The sequence below is a fragment of the Acinetobacter sp. YH12027 genome (assembly GCF_013420085.1).
Classification (GTDB): Bacteria; Pseudomonadota; Gammaproteobacteria; order Pseudomonadales; family Moraxellaceae; genus Acinetobacter; species Acinetobacter amyesii.
The window spans coordinates 26009-49844 of sequence record NZ_VOYW01000009.1 but is presented as its reverse complement, the minus strand read 5'-3'; the positions used below and the strand labels follow the sequence as shown (position 1 = coordinate 49844).

Annotated in this window: 24 protein-coding genes, 1 other RNA gene and 1 pseudogene; 18 read left to right on the top strand and 8 right to left on the bottom strand. The window is 40.4% G+C overall.

The window, feature by feature from the left end; all coding sequences use genetic code 11:
• Window positions 1-34 precede the first annotated feature (34 nt).
• Window positions 35-136, bottom strand: a pseudogene (locus FTT94_RS16895) (IS5/IS1182 family transposase); the annotation flags it as partial.
• 329 nt (window positions 137-465) lie between these two features.
• On the opposite strand from FTT94_RS16895, the gene FTT94_RS04000 reads away from it, so the two are divergent.
• Together FTT94_RS04000 and FTT94_RS03995 are read left to right on the top strand one after the other, a co-directional pair.
• Complete coding sequence (locus FTT94_RS04000) at window positions 466-1662, top strand: YncE family protein (protein WP_252725800.1); 1197 nt, start codon at window positions 466-468, stop codon at window positions 1660-1662.
• Between the two features lie 90 nt (window positions 1663-1752).
• A complete protein-coding gene (locus FTT94_RS03995; protein WP_168378083.1) occupies window positions 1753-2217 on the top strand; it encodes a hypothetical protein in 465 nt (154 codons plus the stop codon).
• A 472-nt stretch (window positions 2218-2689) separates the two neighbouring features.
• Here FTT94_RS03995 and ssrS read toward each other — a convergent pair.
• From ssrS to FTT94_RS03980, 3 genes are all read right to left on the bottom strand, one after another.
• Window positions 2690-2872: non-coding RNA, 6S RNA (gene ssrS, locus FTT94_RS03990), on the bottom strand.
• 99 nt (window positions 2873-2971) lie between these two features.
• Window positions 2972-3259, bottom strand: coding sequence for a cell division protein ZapA (locus FTT94_RS03985; RefSeq protein ID WP_168378082.1), 288 nt, complete (start codon window positions 3257-3259; stop codon window positions 2972-2974).
• Window positions 3260-3261: 2 nt separating this feature from the next.
• Window positions 3262-3813, bottom strand: a complete 552-nt coding sequence (locus FTT94_RS03980) for a hypothetical protein (RefSeq protein WP_078189180.1) — start codon at window positions 3811-3813, stop codon at window positions 3262-3264.
• A 64-nt stretch (window positions 3814-3877) separates the two neighbouring features.
• Between FTT94_RS03980 and FTT94_RS03975 the strand changes: the two genes are divergently transcribed.
• From FTT94_RS03975 to FTT94_RS03945, 7 genes are all read left to right on the top strand, one after another.
• Window positions 3878-4495 carry a UPF0149 family protein gene (locus tag FTT94_RS03975; protein WP_180008931.1) on the top strand — a complete coding sequence of 206 codons (618 nt, stop codon included), beginning with the start codon at window positions 3878-3880 and terminating at the stop codon, window positions 4493-4495.
• Between the two features lie 102 nt (window positions 4496-4597).
• Entirely contained in the window at window positions 4598-5932 is a 1335-nt protein-coding gene (pepP, locus tag FTT94_RS03970; RefSeq protein ID WP_180170279.1) for a Xaa-Pro aminopeptidase, read from the top strand.
• A 415-nt stretch (window positions 5933-6347) separates the two neighbouring features.
• Window positions 6348-7007: a tetratricopeptide repeat protein gene (locus tag FTT94_RS03965; protein ID WP_180170278.1), complete on the top strand. Its 660-nt coding sequence runs from the start codon at window positions 6348-6350 to the stop codon at window positions 7005-7007.
• 8 nt (window positions 7008-7015) lie between these two features.
• Window positions 7016-7297, top strand: a complete 282-nt coding sequence (locus FTT94_RS03960) for an SEL1-like repeat protein (protein WP_180170277.1) — start codon at window positions 7016-7018, stop codon at window positions 7295-7297.
• 1116 nt (window positions 7298-8413) lie between these two features.
• Window positions 8414-9622 (top strand): 2-octaprenyl-6-methoxyphenyl hydroxylase, encoded by a 1209-nt coding sequence (ubiH, locus tag FTT94_RS03955; RefSeq protein ID WP_180170276.1) that lies wholly within the window; start codon window positions 8414-8416, stop codon window positions 9620-9622.
• Window positions 9619-10863, top strand: coding sequence for an FAD-dependent monooxygenase (locus FTT94_RS03950; protein WP_180170275.1), 1245 nt, complete (start codon window positions 9619-9621; stop codon window positions 10861-10863). The genes ubiH and FTT94_RS03950 overlap by 4 nt, the downstream gene beginning before the upstream one ends.
• 174 nt (window positions 10864-11037) lie before the next feature.
• Window positions 11038-11286, top strand: a complete 249-nt coding sequence (locus FTT94_RS03945; protein ID WP_180170274.1) for a hypothetical protein — start codon at window positions 11038-11040, stop codon at window positions 11284-11286.
• A gap of 114 nt (window positions 11287-11400) precedes the next feature.
• Here the strand turns inward: FTT94_RS03945 and FTT94_RS03940 are convergent, their stop codons facing one another.
• Both FTT94_RS03940 and rsmI read right to left on the bottom strand, forming a co-directional pair.
• On the bottom strand, window positions 11401-11823 hold the full coding sequence (locus FTT94_RS03940) for a hypothetical protein (RefSeq protein WP_180004161.1): 423 nt from the start codon (window positions 11821-11823) through the stop codon (window positions 11401-11403).
• 105 nt (window positions 11824-11928) lie between these two features.
• Window positions 11929-12771, bottom strand: a complete 843-nt coding sequence (gene rsmI / locus FTT94_RS03935; protein WP_078189168.1) for a 16S rRNA (cytidine(1402)-2'-O)-methyltransferase — start codon at window positions 12769-12771, stop codon at window positions 11929-11931.
• Between the two features lie 10 nt (window positions 12772-12781).
• Here rsmI and FTT94_RS03930 point away from each other — a divergent pair, with 10 nt between their 5' ends.
• Genes FTT94_RS03930 through FTT94_RS03915 form a run of 4 tightly spaced genes read left to right on the top strand, consistent with a single transcriptional unit; the run spans window position 12782 to window position 15837 of the window.
• Window positions 12782-13726 (top strand): penicillin-binding protein activator, encoded by a 945-nt coding sequence (locus tag FTT94_RS03930; protein ID WP_180170273.1) that lies wholly within the window; start codon window positions 12782-12784, stop codon window positions 13724-13726.
• Between the two features lie 46 nt (window positions 13727-13772).
• Window positions 13773-14180 (top strand): YraN family protein, encoded by a 408-nt coding sequence (locus FTT94_RS03925; RefSeq protein WP_180170301.1) that lies wholly within the window; start codon window positions 13773-13775, stop codon window positions 14178-14180.
• A gap of 60 nt (window positions 14181-14240) precedes the next feature.
• Window positions 14241-14939: a BON domain-containing protein gene (locus tag FTT94_RS03920; protein WP_078192932.1), complete on the top strand. Its 699-nt coding sequence runs from the start codon at window positions 14241-14243 to the stop codon at window positions 14937-14939.
• A gap of 25 nt (window positions 14940-14964) precedes the next feature.
• Window positions 14965-15837 (top strand): alpha/beta hydrolase, encoded by an 873-nt coding sequence (locus FTT94_RS03915; RefSeq protein WP_180170272.1) that lies wholly within the window; start codon window positions 14965-14967, stop codon window positions 15835-15837.
• Between the two features lie 287 nt (window positions 15838-16124).
• Here FTT94_RS03915 and FTT94_RS03910 read toward each other — a convergent pair whose 3' ends face one another.
• Window positions 16125-17057, bottom strand: a complete 933-nt coding sequence (locus tag FTT94_RS03910) for a hypothetical protein (RefSeq protein WP_180009976.1) — start codon at window positions 17055-17057, stop codon at window positions 16125-16127.
• A 266-nt stretch (window positions 17058-17323) separates the two neighbouring features.
• Between FTT94_RS03910 and FTT94_RS03905 the strand changes: the two genes are divergently transcribed.
• Window positions 17324-17812 carry a YaiI/YqxD family protein gene (locus FTT94_RS03905; protein ID WP_373685259.1) on the top strand — a complete coding sequence of 163 codons (489 nt, stop codon included), beginning with the start codon at window positions 17324-17326 and terminating at the stop codon, window positions 17810-17812.
• Window positions 17813-17817: 5 nt separating this feature from the next.
• Window positions 17818-18723, top strand: a complete 906-nt coding sequence (locus tag FTT94_RS03900) for a DMT family transporter (protein WP_168378072.1) — start codon at window positions 17818-17820, stop codon at window positions 18721-18723.
• Window positions 18724-18730: 7 nt separating this feature from the next.
• On the opposite strand, the gene FTT94_RS03895 is transcribed toward FTT94_RS03900, so the two are convergent.
• Window positions 18731-19300: a PilZ domain-containing protein gene (locus FTT94_RS03895; RefSeq protein WP_078192054.1), complete on the bottom strand. Its 570-nt coding sequence runs from the start codon at window positions 19298-19300 to the stop codon at window positions 18731-18733.
• A gap of 26 nt (window positions 19301-19326) precedes the next feature.
• Between FTT94_RS03895 and FTT94_RS03890 the strand changes: the two genes are divergently transcribed.
• From FTT94_RS03890 to FTT94_RS03880, 3 genes are all read left to right on the top strand, one after another.
• Entirely contained in the window at window positions 19327-20562 is a 1236-nt protein-coding gene (locus FTT94_RS03890; RefSeq protein WP_180063188.1) for a lipoprotein-releasing ABC transporter permease subunit, read from the top strand.
• Window positions 20555-21238, top strand: a complete 684-nt coding sequence (gene lolD, locus FTT94_RS03885) for a lipoprotein-releasing ABC transporter ATP-binding protein LolD (protein WP_168378071.1) — start codon at window positions 20555-20557, stop codon at window positions 21236-21238. The genes FTT94_RS03890 and lolD overlap by 8 nt, the downstream gene beginning before the upstream one ends.
• A gap of 106 nt (window positions 21239-21344) precedes the next feature.
• On the top strand, window positions 21345-23804 hold the full coding sequence (locus FTT94_RS03880) for a DNA internalization-related competence protein ComEC/Rec2 (protein ID WP_180170271.1): 2460 nt from the start codon (window positions 21345-21347) through the stop codon (window positions 23802-23804).
• Window positions 23805-23836: the final 32 nt, after the last annotated feature.

Below are 23836 nucleotides of genomic sequence, written 5' to 3'. Positions count from 1 at the left end.
TAAAATCGTGTTGAATTTAGGTTCTGTTGATATTTCATAATGACAGCCAAATAAATATGTAAGCTAAGGCAACTGATTTTTCATAGTTCTGCTTGAGTCTTGCAAATGTATTCTGGATTGTTTTTTTGGATAGATAGCAAGCCAAACTGGGACAACTCTTAAATAAGCTTTTGAAATTGAAAAGATTTGAATGAAATATTTGAAGCAAAGAAAAGTGGTGGAATGGAGCAGAGATAGAATATTACATTATTGAAGAAGCCTTTAGTGGCAGGTTTGTGCGCCTTTAATCAACAACTCATCGGAATTAAAACAAATACGCTATATCTACACTTGTATATTTAATAAGCTTTCTTTGCGCTAAAAAAGCGACACTTATCTGATGGCTTTGGTCAAAAGGTATGCATAAAAACAAATGAATGGACAATAAAAATGGAAAAAAATCTCTGGATCAGGACACTTCTTTGTATGACAGTTACGGTGTCGCCACTTATTTTCGCAGCGACAACCACTGCACCCGTTCCACCCAATAGCCAGCAAGTCTTTTTTGTCGGCAATAATTGGGATGGTACGGTTACAGTGATCAATCCTGCAAAAAACTATCAGAAAGTTGGTGTCATCAATATGGTGCCCGACAAAAAACAACGCCTCACTGAAATTTACCTCAACCCAGTAAAATTAATCGCTTATAGCTATATTCGTAATACGGCAGGAGAGGGAAATGATCAATTGGTCGATGACATGTATTCCACACCAGATGGCAAATCGGTGGTTGCATCACGCCCAAGTTATGCTGATGTCGTCTCGATTAACATTGCAACGGGGAAAATCAATTGGCGCACACCCGTTGAAGGATTTCGAGCAGACCATATGGCGGTTTCACCCGATGGACAACAAGTTGCTGTTTCAGCATCTTCAGGTAATGTCGTACATATATTCGATATCAACACAGGCAAAGAACTAGGACGTTTTGCGACGGGCGATAAACCACATGAAAATATCTATTTTGCCAACGGTACTAAAATCCTAAATTCAGCCATTGGTAATGTCGAAACAGCCATGGATGCTTCTTGGCAAGACTTTACCAAAGGCAAACGCTACATCACGATAGCAGATGCTCAAAACTATAAAGTCCTCAAAAAAATAGATTTTAGACCTGCTTTAGATGCCGTAGGACGCAAAGACTTATCAAACTCAGTTCGACCGATTGTATTTAGTAAAGATGAATCCAAAATCTATGCGCAGGTCTCATTTTTTAATGGTCTGGTCGAATATGATCTCAATCAAGACAAAGTCACGCGCATTGCACAGCTTCCGGGAAGTACAACTATTCCCTCAGATCGCACGAAATGGGTGAATGACTCACGCCATCATGGGCTTTCCATCAGTGGAGATGGTGAAAAACTATGTGTCGCAGGAACCATGGATGATTATGCCACTATCGTCGATCGTAAAACTTTGACTGCAGCCAAATTGATTGCTGCAGGCAAACCGTATTGGGCAACGCAAAGCCCAGATGGTAAACGCTGTGTAATTTCTGAAAGTGCGACAGATGCAGTAACCGTGATTGATTTTGCAACAGGTGAAAAAGTCATCACAGTTCCAGTTGGCAATCACCCACAGCGTGTTCGTTTGGGTTATGCGCCAGCAGGATGGGGCAACTAATAATTTAGATAAAATTAAATAAAAAGGTAAATTCAGAGTCAAATCGGCTCTGAATTTTTTAAATATCAGAAGGTGTCTAGAGACTGCATCATGAATAAAAAATGGATTGTTTTAGGTTTGACGTTTAGTTTAATTTTATGGTTGATGATTCAGTTTTTAAAACCACGGCAGCAGGAGGTTCATGAACAGCTACCTTTAGATCAACAAAAAGTGTCCGAAACACATTCAGATCAAACCACGGAAAATGTTTTACAGCATTCAAGTTCCAAACCCAAACAAGAAAGACAAGATAATGAAACGCACACCCAGTTATTACAGCAACGTGAACAGGTATTTCAACAATTTCAGCAAATAAACACACAGATGAGTCAGGGGCAGCAGCCGAATCAAAATCAAGTACTCGCTTTACTCGAGCAGCAATACAGATTGGTTGAAAAAGGCGTCGTGAACGTGGATGAAGCTATTTCATCTATTCAATATTTACGCCAAATACTTCCCGAAATGGATCGATTTTTAGATGGGCAGCAAGCTAAATTGGAACAACTCAAAAATTGAATAAGGCGGATTAAATCAGCTTTTGAAGGTGAACAAACTTGAATAAAAATTTTTAACTGATGTTACGCAGTAACATCAAAGCGCAATTTGCTTCAAATAAAACAACGATACGCGGTAACGTCATCCGCAAGTGTTTAAGACAGGACTACTTCTAATCAAAAATGTTTTTGTGATGCTTTGAATAATTTGACGGTAGTGAACGAGTTTTGCGGATGACAATGGTTTTGGGTACTTTTGTCGAAACAAAAGTATCTCCAGCCGAAGGCTAATCTCTTTATTTAATCCTTAGATGTAAGACTCCGTCGAATAGGCTTAAAATTATTTTAAAAATGCGAAATTACTTTTATGTGCGTAACATCAGTTTTTAAGAAAAGAACAGGAGTCGAATAGCGCAGAAATAGAATAGTGAATTTTTTAGAATATTTTTGAATTGAGTTGAATGCTGAAAATTCATTTAATGACTTGGAAGATAAACACTCCGAAGATGCCGCTGCAAATGTCGTGACCCTGAACCCGATGAGTTCAAGGTGGACGCGACGTACACTCGCTGGGTTTCCCACACGAGGAGGGCATACGCTCAGAATATACAGAACACATCCATAAGTTTAAGTATCGGCAGGGGATTAGACCTAGCTGGCGAACACCTCAGAGATGTACTCAGTATAACGAATTCAGCGTTATTGGCAAATCACCAAACGCTGACAAAGTGTTTAAAATGAAGCAATCGGGCAAAGTATAATCACTAAACCACCGATTAATCAGTCAATTCTTCCACTTGTTCCAAAATATTTTGCAACAAAAGTTCGCAGTTTGCATATTCTTGCAAACTCTTATTCATCGACAGGACTTCTTGCATTAACTCAAGTGCGACCATAATGATCAACTTGCTTGGTTCCATACGTGGCGCTTTACGACGAAATTCATCGTATTTGTCATTCAGCAGCTGCGCTGCACGTTCTAAATCTGCTTGTTGGTCAGAGGTCGTCGCTAAACGGAAACTATGACCTAGAACTTTTAAATCAACTGCAATTTGTTCACTCATGATCAAACTTCCTCATTGCTTTCAGTCGGATGCGCCAATTGTTGAATTTCTTGTGCATGTTGATCTTGAGCAGTACCTAAAATGGCTAAACGTTGAATAATCGCTTCAACTTTGGCTTTGGCATGTTCATTTTTTTGAAGCAGACGTTCACGTTCTTGCTTTAAACCTTGAATTTCTTGCTGAGCATGACGTTGTTCATTTTGCATTTTTTCTTTGACGATACGTAACTCATTACGCTCTGCCAAAATTTCCTGAAAACGATTTTTTAGATCAGTACAGCTTTTTTCGAGGCGGCTGTATCGGTCAGCCAAAGCAGTTGCATCAGTATTGAGCTGTTGAAGTTGAGCACGTGAATCAGTTAATTGCTCATTCAGTGTTTCAATTTCTTCTTGTTTCGAGGTGATAATGCCGTTCTTATGTACAATTTGAGCATGATGCTGCTCATTAGATGAGTTTTTCTCATCTTGTAAGGCACCATTTTCGCTTTCAAATTGCGCCAGTCGCGTTTTTAAAACGCTAATATGCGCTTGGAGACGCTGTAATTCTTCTAACATAACGTAGTCGCACAGTCTTGCAAACAAAGGTAATATATACGAAGTATAGAGATTGGATAAGCGAATGCAAGACGATATTTCAGGTTGGTCAGATTGGTCCCACAATTTTTCTAAAATTGAAGAAATTTCAAGCCCAAGTGAGTTACATGGTTTACTCACCGGTATAGTTTGTGTGTCACAACCACCGAGTCGTGAAGAGTGGCAACAAATTTTAGCAACGCTTGATGTTGCTGAATTAGATGAAGATGCATTGGCATTGTTAACTGAAGAAGCAGAAGATGTAGCTCATTCTCTTTCAGATGATGAACTCGACTATCTTCCTTTATTACCAGATGATGATCACTTACTTGGTGAGCGTGTGCAAGCCTTGGCAGACTGGTGTGCAGGTGTGGTTCTTGGTTTTGGTTTGGCGGCAGGACATCTGCGTACCAATGAACAAGAATTGATTGAGCATTTACAAGATGTCGCTTCAGTAGAATTTGAAGATTCAGATGATGATGAAGAAGGTGAAGAAAGCTATCAGGAATTATACGAATTTGTTCGTTTAATCCCAGTAAGCCTATCTATGGGACGTACCAAAGTTGATGTTTCAGAAACACCGTTGCTACAACTGAGCGCTAAAAATTCATTGGCTCAAGCGGGCAATGTGGTTGAAATGTTCACCCCACACCGTCCAAGTTAAGGCATTCTTTTTGCATTAATAATTAATAGATGATGGACTCTATCTAAGGAGTTCATCATCCTATTAAATCAATCATAGTCCAAGCGTATAAGAAGCATATCAATGAAGAAATTAACTCAAGCAGATTTTCAGGAACGTCGTGACATCCTTGCAGGTGAAATGGGCTTACGCAGTATCGCAATTATTGCCACGAGCAAAGAAGCCATGCGAAACCGTGATGCCGACTATAAATTCCGTGCTGATAGTAGTTTCTTTTATTTAACAGGTTTTGCTGAACCTGAAGCGGTTGCAGTGATTGAAACCTTTGATAGCGAAGAAGAAGGTTATAGCTATAGTTTGTTCTGCCGTGAACGTGACCGTGAAATGGAAATTTGGAATGGTTACCGTGCGGGTATTGATGGCGCGATTGATGACTATGACGCGGATGAAGCCTTTGCTATCGATTTATTAGACGAAGAAATTTTAGAAAAATTACAAAATAAAGATAAATTATTTTACCGTATCGGGCAGCAAGCAGATTTTGATGCCCGTGTGGCGCAGTGGATTGCAGCTGCAAGCGGTGAATCACGTAAGGGTGCAAGTGCGCCGGCACAAGTCATTCAATTGGATCGCATTATCGATGAAATGCGTTTGCATAAGTCTGATGATGAACTCGAATTGATGCAGATTGCTTCGGATATTTCAGCAGAAGCACATACTCGTGCCATGCAAACAGTCAAACCGGGCATGATGGAATATGCACTAGAAGCAGAACTGAATTATGTCTTTGGTAAAAATGGATGTGTACCGTCCTATAATAGCATCGTTGGTGGTGGTGAAAATGGCTGTATTTTGCACTATGTGGAAAATGACAAAGAATTGAAAGATGGTGATTTGGTACTGATTGATGCAGCGTGTGAATATCAACTGTATGCCTCAGACATTACCCGTACTTTCCCTGTTAACGGTAAATTCAGCCCTGAACAAAAAGCACTTTATAATGTCGTGCTCGATTCGCAAATTGCGGCGATTGATGCTGTGCGTATCGGCAACTCGTATAAAGAACCGCATAACGTTGCAGTGCGTATTTTAGTTCAAGGTTTGCTTGATTTGGGCATCATGCAGGGAGATATTGACGAAATCATCGCAAAAGAAGGTTATCGTCAGTTCTATATGCATGGCACAGGCCACTGGCTCGGTATGGACGTGCATGACGTTGGTTCATATAAACAAGACGGTGAATGGCGTGCCTATGAAGAAGGTATGGTCGTGACTGTTGAGCCGGGGCTTTATATTGCGCCAGATGATGAAACTGTTGATGAAAAATGGCGTGGTATTGGTATCCGTATTGAAGATGATGTTGTAGCAACTCAAAATGGTCCACGTGTTTTAACCGCTGCAGTGGTGAAATCTGTAGAAGAGATTGAAGCGCTGATGGCGAAAGCGAAAGCCGCTTAAGTTTATACAGTATTTAAAAAAGCCGGTCAGATGATCGGCTTTTTTTTATCTATAAGCAGTCATATAAATACTAATCATACAGACAATGTTAATTAGCAATGTAGTTGATTTTCTGATGTTAAGTTTTTACAAAAATTAGATATAAGTCTTTTAAAATTAATCGTATAAATTTTTTATTTTAATCATAATTATGGGCGTTAGAAAAGCTGGGGTGGTTATTCCCTTTAATGGCAATCAATAGGATATTGAAAGACTGATAAATGATTGGCTAGTTTATTTTGAAGAAAACTCAAAGTCTGCATTAGATATAGAGTGGCTGACGGATCATATTGTTTGTATCAATAGTGCCGGATTAGCACATTTTGCTTTTACTGAACCTGAAAAATGGAGCAGTTTGCTAAGCAGTCAGTTGCCGATGAAATGGATGATCTTCTTTGATTTTGCAGACACAAATTCAAGCTATAGCTATGCGCTTTATAAAGAGGGTGCAGAAATCAGATGTGTCATTCAAGCGGAAGAAGAGAAACTTTACATGGATGGAGAAAGACAAGATTTTGAAAAGGAATGGTTAAACTTTTCAACAAGGTATTTATACGAATATGTTGAAAATGGCAAAGTTCAAAAAAAATGGACGACTGATTTAAACAGTTTAAAAGAAGAAATCAATCAAGATTTGGAAAGCTATTATCAGTATTATTATTTTAGCGAAAAGGATCATTTAATTTATCATACTCAATTGGTTCGGCAGTTATTGATTGAACTCTTTAAAAACTATGTCGGTTTTGAAATCTTTGATAGTGATTATAATCCAGTAAAGAAAATAAAGTTTAAGTATAACAATCAGCCTACTTATGATGATTATTTGAGTTTAGCCTCAAGAGGGGATATTGCAGCCCAAATTAAATTGGGTGAAATGTATGAAACGGGATGCGGCGTTGAAAAAAATGATGTTACAGCACAAGGATGGTATCAAAAAGCGGCTGATCAGGGTGATGATGCAGCGATGCTGAAGTTAGCCGTGCTGTTGTTCAAAAAGCCATTTAAAACAGATATTCATATCGCTTTAGTCTACTGAATCAGTCAGTGGAAAAGGGAAATATAAACGCAAGAACGGCCCTTGCTGAAATATATGAAAAGGGCGAAATTCTTGATCAAGATTATAATCTAGCTATGAACTTGTACAAGCAATCGGCAAAACAAGGCTGTGCAATTGCTCCCTATAAAATTGGCTTAATGTATGAGCTAGGCAATGGCGCAGCTCAAGATTTAAAGATGGCGAAACGCTGGTATCACCAAGCGGCGAATGCTTTTAATCAAGATGCAGAAATTCGATTGCAGAAATTAATCCAGCATTTTAATGCTTAAGCCATTCATTTAAATTATTCCGTATTAAGGAGATCATTTCTGTCTTTTGTGTTCTATATCTTTATCTATTGCTATGAAAATAAATTGAATACATGAGCGCAATATTTTGACCAAATCATGGAAAATATTAAATAAATATAAAAAAAGCCGATCCATTGATCGGCTTTTTAGCTTCACTTTGCGATTAAGACTTTTGTAAAAATTCTGTCGCTAATTTTAAAAACTCTTCCGGTTTTTCATATACGGCCAAATGTCCGGTTGCCGGTTGCCGGTTGCCGGTTGCCGGTTGCCGGTTCAGCATATTCAGCATGTGAAATCAGATCTATAGCATATTGGACCATACACTCGGGTGCATATAATCATAATTACAGCCATTCACTAATGTTTGTTTGTTGATTTTTTTTCGCTGTCTCAGTCACATCGGTATGAATCTACAACTCAGCTTGGTGGGTAAATCTTTCTCAATTATTGGTTTGCAGCGTATTTTCTAAGGTTTGCGCCATAGTATTTTCACACCATGCCAAGGTAAAGTTGGCGCTAAAACCTGTTTGAATAATAGTGCTCAACATCGCTTTAGAGTTGCTCTGTACCTAACTCAAATTAAAGCTTGGTACGTGCATCAACTTTAGGATAAGGCGCCAATAACACAACAAAAATTACATTTTCTGGATATATTCTGCTGCGGAATATATCCAGAAAATGTTGTGTAATGAAAAGCTCATTAAACCGAATGGTGTAACATAAGTGGTTTCTGCAGCTGCAATCACTTATTCAAATAATTGAGCAATTGCTAAATGCTGATCATCAGGTTGTTAGCTTGATATCATCCTTTTGAATGCATCAAAACATGACATGTTCAAATGACGCTGATTTACGCAAATGATGGTTGATTCTGATGGGCTTAGCCATTTTTATTGTGATTTTCTCTTTTTTTAAAGATCAATATTTACGGCAAGAGATGATTAATTTTGTATTTAATCAGTGCAAATACCTGCAACTAATTTGTATTTCATTATAAAAAATCATGCCCTTGATGTAAGATAAAATTCATTACAGATTATATGTATTTCGAGTGAATGTCCTAAATTCGAATACTTGATAAAAAAGGAAACAAGCATGCAGCAAGAAGTCATCATAGTTGGTGGTGGTATGGTCGGTTTAAGTCTGGCACTCATGTTGGCCAAAGACAAAATTGGCGTAAAACTTTTAGAAGCCACTAAATACCCCAATTATGATGATGCAAACCTTGAGCCTTATCACTCGAGTTTTGATGCACGAAACAGCGCCTTGTCACGCCGTACGGTGCAAATTTATCAAGAACTAGGCCTCTGGGATGCTTTGCAGGAACACGCCACACCTATTTTAGAAGTGAATATTACAGAGCAAGGCAGTTTTGGTAAGGCAAGACTCAAAGCAGAACAAGAAAAAGTCGAAAGCTTTGGACAAGTTATTGAAAATGCATGGCTCGGCCGTGTGCTGCTCACAGAAGTCAAAAAAGAACCGCTGATAGAATTAATTGACGGCGTACAAGTGACTTCGCTGACGCAGGATGCAGACCATGCCTATATTGAAGCAAAGCGTGCTAAAGAACAGCTCAAACTACAATCTAAAATTGTGATTGCCGCCGATGGCCGTGATTCATTCTGCCGTAAAGCCTTAGGTATTGGCGCATCGGTGCATGATTATGACCAAGTGGCGATTGTCACTACAGTACAAACCTCTAAACCGCATGGTTATGTCGGTTTCGAGCGTTTTAGTCCGCTTGGTCCGCTAGCGCTGCTGCCACTTCCAGGTGAATACCGTCGCTCAGTGGTTTGGCCTGTTCCTAAAGGAACTGAAGGCGAGTGGATGGGGGATGAAAATGATCAGCACTTCTTAGATGCTTTACAAGAAACCTATGGCGACCGTGCAGGTAAATTCCAAAAAACGGGTAAACGTTTCAGCTTCCCATTGTCGCAAGTACTTGCAGAGAAACAAGCTGTAGGTCGTGTAGTGCTCATGGGAAATGCTGCCCATACTATTCACCCAGTGGCGGGTCAGGGCTTTAACTTATGTATGCGCGATGCCTATGTACTACGCCGTTATTTAAAAGAGCAAGTTGAAAAAAATGCAGATCTGGGTGATGCAGCTATGTTGCTTGATTATGAAAAATCGCGCCTGACCGATCAGCAGCGGGTGATTAAATTCTGTGATTCAGTTGTACGTGGTTTCAGCAACCAGAACCCAATTTTAAAATTGATCCGCAATACTGGGTTAGTTGCCTTTGACACCATTCCGGGGATCAAGCCTTTGGTCGCGAATTATGCAATGGGGCTAAAAGCATGAGTTTAAATCAAACAAATGTACTGGATGCAGTGATTGTAGGCGGTGGCTTGGTCGGTGGCTTAACGGCATTGCTGTTGGCGCAGGGCGGTGTGCAGGCTACGGTATTGGATGCGGCACCTATTTTGGATGCAGAAAAAACCAAAAGTGTTGCGAATCCTCGAGTTTTGGCGCTCAGTCAAGCCACCATTCATTTACTCAAGACTGTGGGCGTTTGGGAAAAACTTGCACGTCAGCAGCCTTATACAGGCATGCAGGTGTGGAATAAAAATGGCTATGGAGAAATCAATTTTGGTCATGTGGCAGAGCAAACACCATCAGTTGAGCAAGCTTTAGGTTCAATGGTTGAACCAAGTGTATTGAATTTAGCCATTCAAGAAAAAATGCTAGAACAGCTTGAAGACTACCGAACCCAAGTTAAGGTCAGTCGAGTTGAGCGTGGCGTTGGTGTGTGGATCATTCACCTCGCAGATGGTACCCAGCTCAAAACAAAACTGGTGATTGGTGCAGATGGTGCAAACTCATTTGTCCGTGAGCAAGCTTTCATCGATCTAGATGTGCTGGACTATAAACAAGCCGGTGTAAGCTGTGCAATTAAAACCGCCCAAACGCATCAGCATGTAGCGCGTCAAATTTTCTTAGAAACAGGACCTTTGGCATTTTTGCCGATGGCGAGTCTGAAAAAAGAAGAAAGCGGTTATTGGCAATCGATTGTGTGGACCTTACCAGATGATTATGCCGATGAATATGTGGCTTTATCCGATATTGAATTTACTGCGTTGCTCACTCGAGAAAGTCATCACATGCTCGGTGAAGTCTTAGAAGCAACACCACGTGCCAAATTTCCATTGAAAGCGCGAGCAGCACAGCAATACGTTCATGATGGTCTGGCGTTGATTGGTGATGCGGCTCATGTGATTCATCCACTTGCAGGACAAGGCGTGAATATTGGCTGTTTAGATGCAGCAGTGCTTTGCGATGTGCTTTTGACCGATAAAAAACGTGGTGTGTGGGCACATGAACAAAGTTTGAAGCGCTATGAGCACCGCCGTAAAGGGCAAAACGATGCCATGATGCATAGTATGTCCGCGATTGGTTGGTTAGAAACCACCACTTTTTCACCTGTGGTGTGGGCGCGAAACTTTGGTTTAAAACAAGTGGAAAATCAGACTGTTCTAAAAGATGCATTTATGGCTCAAGCCAATGGTCTGAGTATTTTAAAAGAGACAATCTACGCAGCTTAGGTCAAAGTCAGATATTTTTTAGACAGTCGTATAAACAAGGTTACGATTTTGATTAAAAAAGATACGATTTTTTGATTGTGGGTACTAGTCGAAATGCTCAGAGATTGCTAAATTTCTGTTAATTTAAAACCAGCCATTCGCTGGCAAACAGAAGTCATTCGCGGGGAGAACACAATGACTGATATGAACGATTATGATGATCCAGAAGATTCAGTAGTTGATGAAGATGAAGCACAAGCAGCTGAAAAAGGTGCAGGTGACGCAGCTGATTCTACCTCTGATGGTGACACCTCTGAAGCTGAAACATTAACAGTGACTGCAAAACTAAAACAACGTCAGGCGCTTGAAGATGAAGTTGCTGCGTTCTTAGCGCGTGGTGGTCGTATTACCGAAGTCCCTCCAGACGAATCGGCAAAAGATTAAAAATGAAAAAACACCACGTCATGTGGTGTTTTTTTTGCTTCATTCGCTTGTGCGAGGCTGAAGGTCATTCATTTTTAAACTAAGCATGTTTAGTTATGACGTTGTGTAGTTATTTTAAGTCGTCTTTGGCTTCATATATTTACGACTGATCGCGTAAATAGGATAGAACACAAAATGCAGTAATAGCAAAAACATACAATTAATAATAAATGCAGCAATATACGGCGGTGCATGCATGGCCGCCACAGCAGCGACAAAAGATTGAAAAAGTAATACCGCACTCAAAATGACATAAGCCCAATAGCGATGCCTATCCCAAAATTGGCTCAGTTTGAGTAAATTACCGACTACAAAATAGAGGGAACAATATCCACAGACCATCGTAATCGCGCTATGATCGGCCGTCATTTGCTCGCCACTAATATAGTGCGGATAGGGTTGAATGCCAGTATAAATAATATGTGCAAGAGCCGTGAGCCAAACCAGATTAAAGAGAATGAACACCAGCGGTTTTTTGACAGACAGATTTATGGACATGTTATAAGCAACTTTTTTTCATTCTATTTAAATTATTGTATGGGATAGCTTATAGAACCCGTAGGTCCCATAAGCGGTTCAAATTAAAAATAAAAAAAATTAAGCTTAATCGTTCGCTTGGGTTAACTCTAAAGCACGTTGATAGGCCACTTTCTTTTTAATCCCAGTTAAATCAGCAGCCAACTGAGAGGCAGCTTTAACGGACAAGTCTTGAAGTAAACGCGTCAACAATTTGTCTAACTTTTCTTGCTCTAGGTCTTTTTCTTCGGTCGCACCACCAATCACTAAAACGATTTCGCCTTTTTGCTGATTATGATCAGATTCGACAAAATGAACCAATTCACCTAAAGACATTTTTTTAATGGTTTCAAATGTTTTGGTAATTTCACGTGCAAAGCCCACGGGACGATCGGCACCAAAGACATTCGACATATCTTTTAGGCAATCCACAATACGGTGCGGCGCTTCATAAATAATCATGGTTTGAGTTTCGTCTTTCAGTTTTTCCAGTGCTAAAAGACGTTGTGACTGTTTAGACGGTAAAAAGCCTTCGAAACTAAAACGGTCACTGGGTAGGCCGACAGCACTGAGAGCTGCAATGGCAGCACAGGCACCCGGCACAGGAATGACACGAATATTTTTTTCTTGTGCAGCACGAACCAATTTAAAGCCGGGGTCACTGATCAAGGGCGTACCTGCATCACTAATTAGCGCCATATTTTCACCCTTTTCGAGGCGTTCAATGAGCTGGTCTATTTTGTTGCTTTCGTTATGGTCGTGGCAGGCGGTTAAAGGCGTATTGATACTAAAATGTTTAAGTAATTGTGCTGAAGTTCGTGTATCCTCGGCGGCAATAATTTTAACCGACTTCAATACCTCAATTGCACGATAACTAATATCATCTAAGTGCCCGATTGGAGTTGCAACAACAAATAACTGAGCACTCATAGGTTTCTCCATGTTGGATAATAAGAACAAAATTTTGGGTCTTTGCCTTTTAAGCAGTCTGTTTACTGCTGCACAGGCAGACGTCTTGGTCATTCTACCTGAATCTGGCCCTATGGCGCGAGCCGCATCCAGTATTAAGCAAGGTTTCAATAGTGCATATCAATCGTCAGACTACAAAGTACCCATTAAGTTTGTAGATTCAAATCAAAAGCAAATTGAAGCGATATTGAAGCAACAGGTCAATAAAAAAACTCAATTAGTGATTGGCCCTTTAGCACGCCAAGATGTTGAAGCACTTGTAAAAGCAAAGCCTAAAGTCCGCGTGTTGGCTTTAAATGAAACGACGAGCCAAATTCCAAACGTCTGGCAGTACAGTCTATCAAAACGTGATGATGCTTTAGCACTCCAAAAAGTCTTCGAAAAAGACAAATTAGCGCAAGTGTTAGTGTTACGTCAGCCTGCAACTGAGGCAGAACATGAATTATTGCTCATGTCTTTAATCAGCCAAAGTTCAGTGCCGATTCATGTGGTTGAACAGCTCCCAACGAAGCTGGACAAAAATCAAGGGGTGCTGTTGCTGGGCAATAATGAATGGTTAAACAGTCAAAAAAAACTACCTAAAGCAAAACTATATACCGTTGCCAATGCGATTGAAGCCACAAAGCCCATTCCTGTAGGGCTGAAATTTTGTGATGCACCTGCATTGCATGGCGCGCGTTGGCCTGACCTGATCCGAGCTTATGAGGAAAACCCAGTAGATATGCCATATCAACGTCTTTTAGCTTTTGGCGGAGACACATGGCATATCGCAAAACAATATTTGCAAGAACCGAAATTAAAAAGCATGGAATTTCAGGGGCGAACAGGACTAATCAAAATTAGTCAAAACAATATTCAGCGTGTTCCTCACTGCTATGAGCGAAGTAAAAAAGGCATCGTAGCGATCTCACTATAGGGATGAAACGATGCAGCTAAACTTAGAGCAGATGAATATAGGACAGATGAATCTGGGACAGTGGGCAGAACAGCAAGCGCTACGTTTGGTTGAGCAGCAAGGCTATGTACAGGTGCAACAGAATTATCATAGTCGTTATGGTGAAATTGATTTGATCGTCACACGTGGTCAAGAATTGGTGTTTATCGAAGTTAAAGCCCGTTCGAATACCCGTTATGCCCAAGCCATCGAAAGTATCTCTATTCATAAACAACGTAAGATGATGAAGACTGCGTTGCATTTTTTAAATGAACAGTCACATTTTCAAAATTATTATTGTCGCTTTGATGCAATTTGTTTTGATTTTTATCAGCACTTTGCAAAAACACTACAGCAAGACTTTTCTAAATACCCGTATCATCAGCAATGGATTGAAAATGCTTTTACTTTTGATCAAGAGTTGATTAATCTTTGATAAAACAAACTGTGTAAACGCATAGAAAAATACGTGTGGAAATTTGAGGAGTCGTGCTGAGTGGTTAAGCGTATTGCAATAACGATGCTTTGTGTCGCAAGTTTATCTGGCTGTGCGAGTTTTATTTCGAATGGAACAGGATCAGCACCTGTAGGAACTGAAAGCGGCGCACGCTCATTGGGACAAGTTTTTATTGACTCTTCCATTGTTCGAACAGCAAAAATTAACTTATATAAATTAGATACTCGTTTTAAACAGTCACGTGTCAATATTGAAAGTTTTCATGGCAATGTCTTATTGACTGGGCAAGTGCCAGATAATCATTTAAAAGAATTGGCAGAAGAAAATGTCCGTTCAATGAGTGATGTCAAAACTGTACATAACTATATTACAGTGGGTAATCAGATCAGCTATAGCACCATCATGCAAGATACTGCGGTCACTGCGAATACCCGTGGTTTGATTATGAAAGCGCCTGTGGTATCTGACAGCAAAGTACACATTCATACTGAAGATGCTGTTCTTTATGTGATGGGCCGTTTAAACAGTGCGGAAATCACAGACTTAAATCAAATCTTGCAACAAGTGGGTAATGTAACGCGAATTGTCACTTTAATCGATAATATTGATCAGAACCCAAATCCACAGGCACGTTCAATTAACTCAAGTTACACCACACCTGCTGTAGGTAATGTGCAACCTGAAGTACAAACGCCTGTAGCGATAGATCCGGATGCTGTCGATCCAAATGCTCAATAAAATGTCGGAAATGATGCTGTAAAATATGAATCAATGGTCTCTGCGGCTTCAGCAAAAAATGGATTTGGCTAAATCTATATACCGAAATTTTCGGTTATATGATTTTGGCAGTTATGCATTAAATCGACTGACACCCAAACAAGGATATCATGTTCAAAACAATATCCCTTATGGTCTAAAAGCGCGCCATCGCCTAGATTTGTATCGCACGTCAGCACCTCGTCAGCAACGTCCACTCATCGTGTTTGTACATGGTGGAGCGTGGATGCATGGTGACAAAAAGGACTATGGATTCATTGGTGAAGCTTTTGCCAAAGAAGGCTTCGATGTTGCTGTCATTAATTACCATCTCGCACCTGAATATATTTTTCCGGCTTCAATTGATGATCTTAGCCTTGCATTAAACTATTTGACGCAGTCTCAGCATAAGTTGCAGATTGAAGTGGAAAATGTGGTGTTAATGGGACATTCGGCAGGGGCATTTAATGTCATGTCTGCACTGTATCATCCGACGCCTTATCAGCTACAAGTGAAAGAGAATATTCGTGCAATTGTGGGATTGGCAGGGCCATATCATTTTGATTATAAGGGTGATCCGATTTGTGCAGATGCCTTTGATCAAAATGTACCGTATCAACAAGTGATGCCGTATTATTTTGTTGAGCACAATCAAGTGAAGCATTATCTATTCACTGCGGATAAAGACAATATCGTTGGCCATAGCAATAGTGAAGATTTTGATCGTCGATTAAAAGCCTCAGGCAACCACAGTCAGTTGATTCAAATCCCTCGTGTTGGGCACATCACGATGATTGGTTCAGTTTCGAGTCTATTTAGTCGCTTCTTTAAAACCAAAGCTGAAATCATGCGTGTACTCGATGAAATTAGTCCACGCTAGTAGATAGCTTTCATAAGTCAAAAAAATGATCATTAATTCGTAGCAAGATTAATACTGAAAGCCCTTCTTCCTCTAAGATGAGGGAAATTTTTCATATAAATCCTCTCCTTCTTGCGCGTAATTATGCTCATCCTTGAAAAGGAGAGGGAATATTTTTTGTGAATTAAGTATTGATTTAAAATTGATTTATGAAAGAAGTTTAGTGTTTGACGTTAAATACTAATTTAAGTAATAAAAAAAAACCACCATATTTTGGTGGTTTTTTTCTTCTTAGATTTGAATTCCAATTAGGCAGATTTCGCGTAAATATTGGCTTGTATCCACAGGTTGCCACGAATATATTGCCCAACATTGAAATCTTTATGCGCCGGATTTCGTGTTGCAACACGAACAATCACCGCTTCTTGGTTTTCTTCGTGGATTAAGGTCACATCATACAGCGTGTAGTCTTGCTCTTTAAATTGCATGGCGGTTTTGCCAACAATATGCCCTTGGAACCATGCTTCGTCTTCTTGGCCAAGATTTTCACCATATAGGTATGCAACCATTTTAGAAAAATCGACGGTCACTGGCGCTTTGTCATCTTCAGACTTTGGTTGCCATGCTTTAATTTGTTCGTGTAAATCTGCAGGGGCAACACCATTATTTGCTGCCAAGATATCGTTTAAAGCACGATGATGTTTAATCGATGCAGGATCATCAACGACAAGCTGTTCATGTTCTGCGACAGCTTCGAGTTCATAGGCCCAAGCATTGAGTTGCACACTGTAGCTTGCATCTTTTTCATATTGGTCGTGATTGACGCTATATAAACTATCAAAAGCATACACACTGGTATTTGCGCCTAAGTCGAGGCAAAGCACAGCTTGTGTATTGGATTTACAGGTAATAATACGTTCAATGGTGGCTTTGGTTTTATATGGGCTATCAAAACTTGGAAATGCAGTTTTAACGGCTTTAGGTTTATTATTTTCTACCGCAATCACTTGGCACAGTTGAATCGATGCTTGTGATGGACCTTGAATCAGCCAGGTACTTTGATCCATATCAGATTCTTGTGCGCATAAGCCCATCGGCATAATGGGTGCATCCAATGCCTGACCCAGCCAAACTGGTACATCCGTTGTCGGGTTGCCTGTAAGCAAATTCCAATGTTCAACATGACTACCAAAAGTTTGATCTTCAATAGTGATAATTTCAGGGCTATTTTGTTTTTTCATATGCACAATTGATATTGGGTTGGTTTCATAGTTAATAAATCGAGGGTTATTTGAAATTTTCAAGTCACCGACATCATATTTATCATGAAATCATGCATAAAAAATGTTTTCAGTAGGATTTAAATGTTAAAGCATTGGAAAATAGTCTCAACTTTGGCTCATTTTGCAGCTTTTCGATTCTCATGATTAGAGAAATGTAGATCCATTCAACGGATGCAGATCCCCAAATTGTCATGTAGATTTGTTACTATGAGTTATGTTTAAAAGTGAATGGAAAATCAGTGCTGCCATTTAAATTATGGGTGGATGCAGATGCGTTACCACGCATTTTACGTGATGTAATTATTCGGGCTTCTGATCGTTACCATTTAGAAGTCACTTTTGTCGCCAATCAAAATGTTGGGATAACGCCTTCGGTGCGAATTAACTCGATTCAAGTCATGAGTGGGGCAGATGCAGCGGATAAAGAAATTATTCAGCGCATGAAAGAGCACGACATCGTGATGACACAGGATATTCCACTTGCTGCTGAAGTGATTGAGCGGGGCGGTATAGCGATACATCCTCGGGGTGAGATTTATACCACAGCAAATGTCAAAGCACGTCTACACTTACGCGACTTTATGGATACTTTACGGGGCGCAGGTGTGCAAACCGGTGGTCCAGCCCCTATTTCAGAACGTGATAAGCGCGAATTTTCTAGTAGCTTAGATCAAACCATTCAAAAGCAAAAACGTAAAACGGCGCAGAAGTAAAAACCATGCCATCTAAAACAAATCTAGCGACCACCTATGCGTTGTTGGTCTTTATTTGGTCGACCACGCCACTTGCCATCGTTTGGAGTGTCAGTGATATCAATGCGTTTTGGGCACTGACATTACGCTTTTTTATCGCATTACCCTTGGCTGTCGCATTATTGTTTATTTTTAAACATAAACTGCCGATGGATAAAACCTCGCTGCACAGTTATTTGGCGGGGGCGTTTAGTTTTATTGGTTCTCAGATTTTTACCTATATGGCAACGGCCTATCTCAGCTCAGGCATTATTGCCCTGATGTTTGGTTTGGCACCAATTATGACGGGTCTGATCGGTCGTTTCTTCTTTCATACCTATCTGCATCGCTTGCAATGGATTGGGATGTTGATTGCCGTCTGTGGTTTAGCCATTATTTGCTTAGGCGGCAGTGATCAGCACGTACAGCCTGTTGGTATCGTCTTAATGTTAATGAGCGTGTTCGTCTACTGTATGTCGATTTTTTGGGTGAAAAAAGTCAATGCACCTTTGCAGCCCATGTCTCAAGCCACAGGTTCGATTCTTATCTCAGCACTATTTTCTGCCGCGATGCTACCGTTTATATGGCAGTATGCACCGACACAGATGCCTTCAACTAAAGCGCTCATTGGCTTATTTTATGCAGTGATTATGGCTTCATTGATTGCAATGTTTTGTTATTTCAAACTGGTACAAAACATCAAGGCGACAACTTTGTCTTTAACAACGGTACTCACACCCATGCTTGCTATGCTCTTTGGTGCTTTACTGAATGATGAAAAATTATCATTGATGGTTTTACTTGGTGCTGTGATTCTATTATCAGGCTTGTTTGTTTATTTTTATAAAGATTTTCGGGCGAACAGAGAGCTCGCCCACAAATTAAAACATTGATTAAAAATCACTCTTTGTTTTGGGTCAGTGCGATACACTCTGCAAGTTTGACGCGGTCTTGAGGGAGCAGCGTGATAAAATAGGCACCCGTACGATATAAGTTGCTTTCTTCTTCACGGCTATAAACCACTTGTGCTGTTGCCGCAATATGGAAGAAATTTTCAGGGTGGCTTAAGGTCACATGGATATAAGTACCTTCTTTAATCGCGCGTTCGCTAAAAAAGCTCAAACCAGTCTCTGAGAAATTCACATGCTCAGGCACTGGTAACATGCTTTGTACAATTGCGTCGTATAAAGAACCCGTAATAAGGTTTAACTTTTGGTTAAATAAGGATAAGATTCGAGCAATTTGTTGATCTTTCTCAGCTAATTGTTCTAATTCGTAGTTGAGTGCATGATCAAATTGATCTAATTCAGCAAGTAGTAGAAAATAGCGCGGCAATACAAAATTAGGATCGTAAGGATCATTCAGTGCAACATCATCAGAGATAATCTGATAGTTGATGCGCAAAGCAGCATCGATACGCGACATTACACGGCGTTCAGTTTGAACGCTTTGATGCTGTAAATTTTCCATAATATATTACCTCGGACTAGATGGTTATGTTTAAACCAATCTCGCTGTATATAGGGTTGAGATACACTCGCGCTCGGCGCAGTAACCACTTTATTTCTTTTATTGCTCTGGTATCCATGATCGGCCTCACGCTTGGTGTGGCAGTCCTTATTACAGTTTTATCTGTGATGAATGGTTTCGATCGTGAGCTGAAAACTCGTGTCTTAGGAATGATACCTCAAGCCACTGTTTCTTCAACACAAATTTTAACAAATTGGCCTGAACTTGCAAAAAAAATTGAGCAGCATGAGCATGTTCAAGGGGTCGCACCATTCACCCAATTACAGGGAATGTTGACGGCACAAGGTCAAGTGTCTGGCATTATGGTCAGTGGGATTGAACCGCAGTATGAAAAAAAGGTATCAATTATCCAAGACCATATGGTGGAAGGCAGTATCGATAACCTGAAAAAAGGTGAGTTTGGTATTGTCCTTGGCAAGCAAATGACAGATGCCTTAGGTTTAGGCTTGAATGACAGTGTGACCTTAGTGCTTCCTGAAGCAACTCCTTCGCCGGCTGGGGTCGTTCCGCGTTTTAAACGATTTAAAATTGTGGGTATTTTCAGTATTGGTGCAGAGGTTGATTCGATGATGGGCTACGTGGCCCTGAACGATGCGTCGACTTTATTAAGACTGCCAGATGGTGCGCAAGGCATCCGTATGAAGTTGGATGATATTTTTGCAGCGCCACAAGTGTCTCAAGAAATTGTGCGTGATCTACCTGCAAACTTCTATGCTTCTGACTGGACTTATACACACGGCAACCTATTCAGCGCGATTCAAATGGAAAAGGCAATGGTGAGTTTATTGCTGTTCCTGATTGTATTGGTTGCAGCATTTAATATCGTGTCTTCATTGGTGATGGTGGTTACTGATAAAAAATCCGATATTGCCATTTTGCGTACTCTAGGCGCTTCACCGGCTACAATCACGCGGATCTTCATTGTGCAAGGTACAGTGATTGGGGTGATTGGTACGGTGTCTGGGGCGATTTTAGGGATTATCGCTGCATCGAGTATTAGTAATTTAGTCGGTTGGTTGAATACAACATTGGGCTTAAATATGTTTGATGCTTACTTCATCAACTATTTACCGTCTTATTTAAGATGGCAAGATGTTGTGGTGATTGTATCTTTATCATTGGGTCTTAGCTTTATCGCGACTATTTATCCGGCATTACGTGCAGCTAAAGTTCAACCTGCAGAGGCTCTACGCTATGAGTAATTTAGTTTTAGATGCCCAAAACATTACCAAATCTTTTACCGATGGGAAGTCTACAGTCGATGTGATTCGTGGACTTTCATTACAAGTCAAAGCAGGTGAGTTTGTTTCGATTGTGGGGTCAAGTGGTTCTGGTAAAAGTACGTTGTTGCATGTATTGGGTGGCTTAGATCGTCCAACATCGGGTCAAGTGATGATTAATGGTCAACGCTTTGACACTTTAGGTGAAGCAGAGCGTGGTTATATCCGTAATGAGCATTTAGGTTTTGTATACCAATTCCATCACTTGCTGCCTGAATTTACCGCCTTTGAAAATGTGGCAATGCCATTGATGTTACGTAAGTCGAGTAACTTCAAAGAAGTGAAGCAGCAAGCTGAATATCTTTTGGAACGCGTTGGACTTTCCCACCGCATGACGCACAAACCGGGTGAGCTTTCAGGCGGTGAACGTCAACGTGTGGCTTTGGCTCGTGCATTGGTAGCAAGACCTAAGTTGATGATGGCTGATGAGCCAACAGGGAACTTAGACCGCAAAACCGCGGTGAGGATTTTTGAGTTGCTGTCTGAATTACGTAAAGAATTTAACATGGCAATGCTAATTGTGACCCATGATGAATATTTAGCTCAATCTGCTGATGCGATTTTGCATATGCAAGATGGTTTATGGGTAGATGACTAAGCGCTAAATTGATTTTGTAAAAAATTAGTGGATTAAGATTGTTTGATTGAAGCTCACCGCGGTGGGCTTTATTATTGCCAGCACATAATAAAAATAATGACGACTCATGTTACAAAGTTTTTGTATTGGCTGGATTTTAGGTATTTCTTTTATGGGGTTCATGTTTTGGAATCCACAACTCTCGACAGCTCAGTTGCTTTTTATTGTCCTGATTTGGCTAGTGCTACAGCTCTACATTTCACCAAAACTAAAAAGTATCTTTTCGAAAATCTTACAGCTCAGTGCAAATCTTTGCATAGGTGCAATTCTCGGCTTTAGTTTCGCCAATACTCAACTCGATCAGCGTTTGGCATTGGTTGAACATCAGAGCAGACAAGGCGAGTTTATAGCGTATATTCCACAGATCAGCCAACTCAAAGACCAAGCAATTCAGCAAAAAATTGAAGTGCTCAATGTGAATCAGCAGATTCAATATTTTATGGCGTATTTACCCAATTCAATTTTGCAAAGTCATGAGCAGACGATTCAGTTGGTCCCTGGACAATATTATCGAATGTATGGTGAGTTACGACCTACCCAAAGCTATGTGACAGAAGGTGCATTTGACCAAGAGCGGTGGAGCGTACAGCAAAATATACATGCTAGTTTAAAGGTGAAGTCGGTCGAATTGATACCACCCCAACATATGACTGCAATGGGCTACGGTCAACAGTATCAACGGCATCAAGGTGTGTTACATCAGTTCAAAATAAAAGTCGAACAACAACGTTTATATTTAAGAGCGTTTATATATCAACAACCGCTGCGGAATCATGGCTTGTTGTTAGCACTGCTTACAGGCGATAAAAGTTTACTCACTGAAGGCACCAGTGAGTTATTTCAACGCTTTGGGATGAGTCATTTACTGGCGATCTCTGGTCCGCATGTGCTGGTTTTTGCTAGCATGCTCTGTTGGGCGATGCAGTTGGGTATCCGTAAATATTGTCCCAAAATCTATCTCAAATGGCCTAAACAATATGTATTGGTCGTGCCCTTTATCTTCTGTGTCCTTCTATATTGCGCATTTACTGGCTTTGAAATACCTGCACTGAGAACGCTGACGATCTGCCTAGTTGCAAGTAGCATGCTTTTGTTACGGCAAACCATTCAGCCTTTTCAACTGCTGATTTTTAGTGCCGCTATTTTATTGCTAGTGGACCCCTTTAGTATTTTATCCGCAGCATTTTGGTTGTCTTATGGCGCATGCTTTATTTTACTGCGGATTTATCAAACCTTAAGGAAGCATTTACTGGCTCAAGCGGAAGTCAGTTTTTGGCAAAAGTTAAGGCATTCAATGTGGTTGATGGTGGAATCACAATGGAAAATCTTTGTTGCCTTATTTCCATTGATGGTGATTTTTTTCAAGCAAGTCACGTGGATTAGCCCATTAAGTAATTTATTCGCCATCCCGTGGCTAGGGGCAGTGGTGGTTCCTTTAGATATCATCGGAGGGGCACTTTCTTATATTTCTACACCTTTGGCGCATTTGGTTTTTTTATTCAATGATCTGTGTTTGGAAATATTGCATGTGTTTCTCTATGGCTTAGATCGACTCTTTGCACCAAAAATGCACGATGTCGCATTGACGTCAACTCAAATCATACTGTTGATACTCGTTGTAGTAATCTTATTTTTACCTGAAGGTATCTTGCCAAAATATTGGGCGGTCATTGCCTTTTTTGCTCTGTTTATCCCATGGAGAAATTCAGCAAACTTTCAACTTTCAATTTTAGATGTGGGGCAAGGGCAGGCGATCTATATCCGTTCTGTAGATCATCATATGATGGTAGACTTCGGTGGAAACTATGATGAAAGTCAATTTAGTGTCGGGCAAAATATCATCCGGCCATTTTTGAGTGTGAATGGTGTCCATCGACTAGATCGGGTGTTATTGACTCATTTAGATCAAGACCATAGCGGTGGTTTTTTCTCATTGGAGCAACAGCTTGATATCGGGCAGCTTTCAAGTAATGAGCGAGTACAAACCACGAACCAAGTTCCACAGCGTTTATGTCAGCGTGGTCAACAGTGGAATTGGGATCAGCAAGTCTATTTTGAAATACTCTCGCCAAAGCCTGAAGATCTGACAAATGCCCAATGGAATGCCAATGAACGCTCTTGTGTACTGTATGTGACGGTCAAAGGCGTCAATGGACCAAGACATTTTCTATTGATGGGGGATGCGGGTTGGGAGACTGAATATCAAATATTACGTGATTATCCAGACCTAAAAGTCGATGTCTTGGTGCTTGGACACCATGGTAGTCAGCACAGTTCATCCTATGCGTTTTTAAACCATTTTAAGCCCAAGTTGGCGATTGCTTCTGCGGGGCGATTTAATCGTTATGGACATCCTGCAAAGATGACCCAAACACGTCTCAAACAATTAGACATTCCACTCTTGCAAACTGCACAAAGTGGAAGTATTCATTTCAATCAAAATAAACAGCAAATCGAGTTGATCGAAGAGCGAACAAAGTATAAATGGCTCGATCTATATCGCAGCCTATCAAAAGAATCCGAATAAAGAAACTCGCTCAAGGGCAAGGCGTGAAGATG